At 59.6% G+C, this 6,279-nt stretch carries 5 protein-coding genes and 1 pseudogene; 5 read left to right on the top strand and 1 reads right to left on the bottom strand.

Going from position 1 to position 6,279, the window contains the following annotated elements:
- From AC3AYF_RS03165 to egtD, 5 genes are all read left to right on the top strand, one after another.
- A partial coding sequence (locus tag AC3AYF_RS03165) for a hypothetical protein (protein WP_295035913.1) occupies nt 1-527 on the top strand: 527 nt, incomplete at its 5' end.
- Nucleotides 524-2,011 (top strand): NADH-quinone oxidoreductase subunit M, encoded by a 1,488-nt coding sequence (locus AC3AYF_RS03160; RefSeq protein WP_204352899.1) that lies wholly within the window; start codon nt 524-526, stop codon nt 2,009-2,011. The genes AC3AYF_RS03165 and AC3AYF_RS03160, both read left to right, overlap by 4 nt.
- The gene (locus AC3AYF_RS03155; RefSeq protein WP_295035914.1) at nt 2,011-3,420 is read left to right on the top strand and encodes an NADH-quinone oxidoreductase subunit N; all 1,410 of its coding nucleotides are present in this window, start codon (nt 2,011-2,013) and stop codon (nt 3,418-3,420) included. Before AC3AYF_RS03160 ends, AC3AYF_RS03155 begins: the two co-directional genes overlap by 1 nt.
- Before the next feature lie 63 nt (nt 3,421-3,483).
- Entirely contained in the window at nt 3,484-4,791 is a 1,308-nt protein-coding gene (gene egtB / locus AC3AYF_RS03150) for an ergothioneine biosynthesis protein EgtB (protein ID WP_295035915.1), read from the top strand.
- Entirely contained in the window at nt 4,788-5,765 is a 978-nt protein-coding gene (egtD, locus tag AC3AYF_RS03145; RefSeq protein ID WP_295035916.1) for an L-histidine N(alpha)-methyltransferase, read from the top strand. The genes egtB and egtD overlap by 4 nt, the downstream gene beginning before the upstream one ends.
- A 227-nt stretch (nt 5,766-5,992) precedes the next feature.
- On the opposite strand, the pseudogene AC3AYF_RS03140 reads toward egtD, so the two are convergent.
- Nucleotides 5,993-6,279: pseudogene (locus AC3AYF_RS03140) on the bottom strand (cytochrome b); the annotation flags it as partial.

The raw sequence follows: 6,279 nt of genomic DNA, 5'->3' as shown, positions 1-6,279 counted from the left end.
CGCTGGTGCTGTCATTACTCTGGTGGCCTGGTGTCGGAACCCGTCTTGCTGATCTCTTATCAGTCGATCTTCCCCGATCCAAGCCATGGGAACTGATCGTATCGCTACTGTTGGTGGCGTCGGGCATTGTCCTGGGTGTCTGGGCGGTACGTCGTGAGGTATCAGACTCAGGTCGACAAAGTGCCAGGCGTACCGAGTTGGCGGACTGGTTCGGCCTGCCGACGTTGGCCGAACGTGGTGTGGGCGCAATGATGGCGTTCAGCCATGGCCTCGCGCGCTTCGATGATCGCGTGGTGGATGCGGGTATCCAAGCCAGTGCCCGTTTCGGAGCATGGCTGGCCAAAATGGGCGATCGTCGTGGCGAAGGTGTGCTCGATGGCGCGACGAGCCAGCTGGCGAAAGGTATCGACTGGGTGGGTCAATCGGCGCGCCAGGCCCACACCGGCCAAACGCATCATTACTACACCGGCATCGCGGCAGGACTCGCCGCGATCCTGATAATCCTGGGCATAGGAGCGCTCCTTTGATTCTCACTGCAGCCTTGGGACTCCCCATGCTGGGGGCTCTCGTACTCGCTATTTCATGCCGTTGGACCGAGGCCACGGCTCGCCTGTTTGCCATCGTGGTCTCGGTGTTACCCGTATTGTTACTGGCCTGGGTGTGGCTACAGTTCGACCTGCAAGGTGCTCTCTTCCAGTTCGTCGAGGAGGTGCCCTGGGTCCCCAGCCTGGGTATGGGGTACAGGTTGGGCGTGGATGGCATTGCGCTGGCCGTGGCGACGATGAGCGCAGTTGTCTTCGCTGCCAGTATCGCTTACCCCGTCAACACCCAGAACCAGCCTCGGCAGTACTATGCCTGGATGCTTTTTCTGCAGTCCGTGTCACTCGGGGTCTTTCTGGCGTTGGACTTGCTGCTCTTCTATGTCTTTTTCGATTTGAGTCTAGTGGGAATGTTTTTCCTGATCGGTCGATGGGGGCACGGCCAGGCTCAGCTAGCCGCATTCAAGTTCTTTCTTTACACCTTCTGCGGCTCGCTGCTGCTGCTGTTGGCGATCATCGGGCTTTATCTATCGGTCGAACCGCATACCTTTGACATGCGTGTGCTGATCGAACAGCAGCCACTCGCGGGGGCGGGAGTCACTGGCGGTCTGGTGTTCCTCGCCCTGATGCTTGGCTTCGCCATCAAGACGCCGGTCGTGCCCGTCCATACGTGGCTGCCGCAAGCGCATGTCGATGCCCCGGGTCCGGCCTCGGCGATCCTTGCCGGAGTGCTGCTCAAGATGGGCACTTACGGGATCATCCGCATTCCGTTTTCGATGATGGCAGAGACGTTCTCCCGTTATGCCCTGATCATCGCGCTTTTGGCTGTCGTATCCATTCTCTATGGCGCCTTCGTGGCACTCGGCCAGAAGAATTTGAAGCGACGTATTGCCTACACCTCGATCAATCACATGGGCTATACGGTGCTCGGGATTGCGGTGGCTGGCGCATTGGTTCAGGAGGCGGGATACGCTCGTGAGTTGGCTCTGGTAGGGGCCACGGTGCAAATGGTGGCGCACGGCCTGATTACCGGGGCGCTGTTCCTGATCTGTGGCTCGTTCTGGCAGCGCACCGAGGAGTACGATCTGGACAGTTATGGGGGGCTGCTCCGGCAGGCCCCGCTGCTGACCGCGTTTGCCGTGCTCGCGTCGTTTGCCAGTCTAGGCCTTCCTGGCCTGGCCGGCTTTGTGGCGGAATTCCATATCTTTGTCGGTACCTTTGGCGTCTATCCTTGGCTTGCCGTCATTGGCGTGCTGGGCATTCTGGTCACGGCTGCCTTGTTTTTACAGATGTTGCAGAAACTATTCTTCGGAACGATGCCTCAACGCTGGGACCAGTTCGAGGATCTGCATGCCACAGAGTGGGGAGTGCTCGCCGTGCTATCGGCAGGTTTCGTGGTTATCGGCGTCGCTCCGCAGTTCCTGCTGACGTTGATAGAAGCCTCCGCGACGCTGTTGGTGGGAGGCCACTGATGCCTATCGGTGACGTACTGCCGGAAATCAGTCTGACGCTTGGCGCCGTGATCATTGTTCTGTTCGCTACCTTTACTCGGCAGCAACAGCATCACTGGGCAGCCGTTCTGGCCCTGCTGACGATTGCCCTTAGTGCGGGGCTGACTCTTGCGCAGTGGGATGGACCGCCGCAGCTGACGTTCTCCGGGGTCTGGGCGCTGGATGGTGTGGCGATCTCCAGCAAGCTGGTGGTGCTGATCGCCGGGGCGCTGGTCGTCGCGATGTCGCCTGAATGGATGCAGACCGATCGCCGACATGGTGAGTACTACGCATTGCTCCTGTTCGCCCTGCTGGGCGTCGTCATGATGGCGTCGGCCAGCGACACCATGGAGTTGGTGCTGGGCGTGCTGTTGTCCTCGGTGGCCAGTTACCCATTGGCTGCCTATCACCGTGGCTGGGCGCCCGCTCTGGAAGCCGGCATGAAGTATTTTCTGATCGGCGCTCTCACCAATGCCTTGCTGACGATCGGTGTGGTGGTGGTGTTCGGCCTGACCGGCAATACCGGCTATACGGAAGTCGCCCAGGGGCTGGCTGGAGGAAGTGACAGCCTGGCACTGACCATCGCCACCGCTTGTATCGTGCTGGGCCTGACTTTCAAGCTGGCAGCTTTCCCGGCCCATGCCTGGATGCCCGATGTCGCCCAGGGCTCACCGGCCCCGGCAGCTGCCTTTCTGACCGTGATCCCCAAAATTGGCGCCGCCGTCGCGTTGGCGCGCTTTGTGTCCCTGCTACCGCCAGACGTCGCCTGGCGAGCGATTGTCGCTGTGATCTCTGTCACGACCATGACGCTGGGCAATGTGGCTGCACTGCGGCAGACAGACGTGCGGCGCCTGCTGGGCTGGTCATCGGTCTCCCAGTCCGGATATGCCCTGATGGCGATCGTGGTAATGGGCGTTGGCGATCAGGCTTTGCCCGCATTGGTGTTGTTTCTCGCGAGCTACGCCATTGCCAATCTGGCGGCCTTCGCTGTGGTCACATACCTGAGAGGGCGCACCGCATTGGAGGATTACCAAGGGTTGGTGAAAAAGGCGCCGATCGCCACGGTGGTTCTGATCATGTCGTTGCTGTCTCTGGTCGGTATCCCGCCGCTTGTCGGGTTTTTCGGCAAGCTGATGCTATTCAAGGTCACGCTCGAAGGAGGATACGCCTGGCTGGCATTCGCGGCCGCCGCCAATACCGTCGTCTCGCTGTTTTATTATCTGCGCATCGTTGCCTCAATGATGTTCGCCAATTCCAGGCCCGTCGTTCATGTGCTGCCAGGCCAATGGACGAGGATCACGATGGTCATTGCCGGCCTATTGATCCTGGCTATTGGCTTGGGGGCGGAAGTCCTGGTCGAATATACAAGTGCCATCGGATTCGCGATGTAGCGGCTAGCAGGCCGAGTATGCCTGTTAGCCATTCATGGAGTTGTACTCAGGAGGGAATCACTTATGTCACCTGCTCAAGATTTGGCTATCGAAACGCCCGATAGCATCCACGCGAAAGAATGGCTACGCGCCTATCAGCGGGTCCGTGCCGCCACCGAAATGATCTGCGCGCCGCTGCACAAGGAAGACTACATGGTGCAGAGCATGTCGGACGTCAGTCCGCCCAAGTGGCATCTCGCCCATGTCAGCTGGTTCTTCGAAGCGTTTATCCTTGAGCCTTTTCATCCCGCTTATCAGACTCTCGATCCCGCGTACGACTACCTTTTCAACTCCTATTACGAGACCCACGGTACGCCGTTTCCGCGTTCCGACCGCGGCATGATTTCACGACCTACCGTTGACGACGTCTATCGCTATCGCGCGCATATTGACCGTGCGATGGAAGAACTACTCAACGACCCACCGCAGGAACACCTGCCGGAGATCCTCCGGCGTGTCGAACTGGGACTCCCTCACGAGCAGCAGCACCAGGAGCTGCTGTTCATGGATATCAAGCATATTCTGGCCCAGAACCCGCTCGGCCCCGTCTACCGAGACGACCTGGCGCCGCCGTCCGCACTTGAGGCCGGCGAGCTTCGGTGGCATGGCTATCCCGCCGGGGTTCGGCTGATTGGGCATGATGAAGCCGAGAAGGGTTTTGCCTACGACAACGAGATGGGGCGACACCGTCAGTTCGTCGAAGCCTTCCAGATCACCGACCGCCCGGTGACCAATGGCGAGTTCCTCGCGTTCATGCAGGCGGGAGGATACGACAGGCCCGATCATTGGTTGGCGGACGGCTGGGCCACGGTCAAGACCGAGGGGTGGAAGTCACCGCTCTATTGGGTCGAGCGAGATGGCATCTGGCATCACTTTACGCTGGGCGGCCTGGTGCCGGTCGATCTGAATGCGCCTGTCTGCCACGTCAGTTTCTTTGAGGCCGAGGCCTATGCCCAGTGGGCCGGAGCCCGGCTGCCGACCGAAGCTGAGTGGGAAGCGGTAGCTGGTGATGTACCCATGCAGGGTAACTTCGTCGAGCAGGACCATCTGCAGCCTGTGGCAGCGGCAGTGCTAACAGAAGTACCGGGACAGATGTTCGGCGATGTCTGGGAGTGGACCGGCAGCGCCTATCGGCCTTATCCAGGGTTCAAGACGCTGCCGGGGAGCCTGGGCGAGTACAACGGCAAGTTCATGTCGGGGCAGATGGTCTTGCGAGGCGGCTGTTGCGCAACGCCGGAGGATCATATCCGTCCCACTTATCGAAACTTTTTCCCCCCGCACGCCCGCTGGGCATTTTCCGGATTCCGTCTGGCACAGGAGGCACGAGCATGACCATGATGTCGAACACGGCAACGGCCGTGCACTTCTACGATCAGCAGCCTCCGGTTGCCTCGATGTCGCTACGAGACGAGCTGCTTCAAGGCCTGAGGTCGACGCCCAAGACGGCATCGCCCAAGTTCTTCTATGATCTGCGCGGTTCGGAGCTGTTCGACCAGATCTGCGTACAGCCAGAGTATTATCCCACACGCACGGAAGAAGCGATCCTGCGCGATGCCGCCGATGACATCGCCAATGTGGTGGGGCGGGACGCCACACTGATCGAGCTGGGTAGCGGAGCGAGCCGCAAGGTTCGCCTGTTGCTCGAGGCGGTGCGACCGACGCGCTATCTGGGTATCGATATTTCCCGTGATTTCCTGCTGGATAGTACACGCCGTCTCGCAGCCGATTATCCCTGGCTGGAGGTTCATGCCGCCTGTGCCGACTTTTCTCGGCGCATGACGATGCCCGAAGGAATGGCGTGTGATCATCCGGTAGCGTTCTTTCCCGGCTCGAGCATCGGCAACTTCACACCGCAGGAAGCGGAGTCATTTCTACAGGGCCTGCACTCATTGCTGCCTGCGGGCAGTGGCCTGCTGGTCGGCGTCGACCTGGTCAAGGACAACACAATCATCAACGCCGCCTACAATGATGTAGCGGGGGTAACGGCCGCCTTCAACCTCAATCTGCTCGAGCGGCTGCGCAGCGAATTCGAGGCCGATCTCGATCCGAAACGCTTTTCGCATCTGGCGTTCTACAACGAAGCACAGTCGCGTATCGAGATGCACCTGGTCAGCGATATTATCCAGGAGATCGAGGTGGCCGGCGAGGTCTTCCGCTTCGAGGCGGGAGAGACCCTGCATACCGAGAATTCCTATAAATACACGATCGAGGGATTCCAGGCTTTAGCTGGACGTGCGGGCTTTCAAGCTAGAGCTGAGTGGGTCGATGACGCCGCTCTGTTTAGTGTTCATTATCTAGAGAGATAGATACTATCTCTCTTAACCGCTCAAAAATCACAAAAGTAGCATTGGTTGGTTTAGTGCGGATACTGCACAACCCCATCGCTGCTGCCTGACAGCCCTCGGCGCCTTGGGTTGAACAAATATCAGTGGCGCCGGGGCCCGGTCATTCGGCGGATTATGCCGTCACGGCGTATCAGGCCGTGCCAAAGCAGTGCCATACCGGCATGAACGATAATCAGCGTTAGCAGGGTTCAGCCCAGCCAGCCATGCCACTGGCGAGCGAACATCATGCGCTTGCTGTTGGCGCTGCCACCGTCGAATAGCGGAATGCCCAGCGGCGTGAAGGGCTGGCCGCCGAGCCAAGTCATGTAGAGCCCGAGGGCGGGTATTCCCAGTATCAGCAGATAGAGTAGTAGATAAGAAAAAGCCGCTATTCTTCCCAGTTTGCCGGCATAGGCGGGGCGGCGAGGCAGATTGATCAGCGCCCAGAGTGCGCGAAGCGCGATCAGCCCCAACAGCAACGTTCCCAGCGGCCGAT

The organism is Salinicola sp. (assembly GCF_982684285.1).
This window is presented reverse-complemented; position numbering and strand designations above follow the sequence as displayed.

Coding starts and splice junctions, on each gene's coding strand:
- egtD (WP_295035916.1), top strand. CDS start 4,788: ATGACCATGATGTCGAACACGGCAACGGCCGTGCACTTCTACGATCAG.
- egtB (WP_295035915.1), top strand. CDS start 3,484: ATGTCACCTGCTCAAGATTTGGCTATCGAAACGCCCGATAGCATCCAC.
- AC3AYF_RS03155 (WP_295035914.1), top strand. CDS start 2,011: ATGCCTATCGGTGACGTACTGCCGGAAATCAGTCTGACGCTTGGCGCC.